Below are 698 nucleotides of genomic sequence, written 5' to 3' on the forward strand. Positions count from 1 at the left end.
CGAACCACCCTCACCGGCGAAGGACTCCAACACGCCGACGGGCACTCCCCCATCCTGGCCTCCACCAACCCCGCCGTGAAAACCTACGACCCCGCCTACGGCTACGAAATCGGCCACATCATCCGCCACGGCCTCGAAGAAATGTACGGCCCCGACAACGACGGCACCGACACCGAGGCGGAGGGCACCGGTGAAGACCGTAACGTGATGTACTACCTCACCGTCTACAACGAGCCCATCACCCAACCCGCCGAACCCGAGGCCCTGGACATCAACGGGCTGATCAAGGGCATCTACCGCCTCGCGGCCGCCCCGGAAAACACCACCGGGGACACCAGGCCCACCGCGAACATCCTCGCCTCCGGCGTGTCCGTGCCCTGGGCCCTGGACGCCGCCCGGATCCTCGCCGAGGACTGGGGAGTCGCCGCCGACGTCTGGTCCGTGACGTCCTGGAACGAACTGCGACGCGACGGCCTCGCCGCCGAAGAACACGCCTTCCTCAACCCCGGCCAACCCGCCCGCACCCCCTTCATCACCGAACAACTCGCAGGCACCACCGGACCCGTCATCGCCGTGTCCGACTACATGAAAGCCGTCCCCGACCAAATCCGCCAATTCATCCCCAACGACTTCGCCTCCCTCGGAGCAGACGGCTTCGGCTTCTCCGACACCCGCCAAGCCGCCCGCCGCTACTTCAA

The 698-nt window shown here is 66.8% G+C and carries 1 protein-coding gene; it reads left to right on the top strand.

The window, feature by feature from the left end; genetic code table 11:
* On the top strand, positions 1-698 hold a 698-nt coding region (locus AB4Z15_RS24940), incomplete at both ends, for a transketolase-like TK C-terminal-containing protein (protein WP_442019404.1).

It is taken from the genome of Paenarthrobacter sp. 2TAF44 (assembly GCF_052114885.1).
GTDB lineage: Bacteria > Actinomycetota > Actinomycetes > Actinomycetales > Micrococcaceae > Arthrobacter.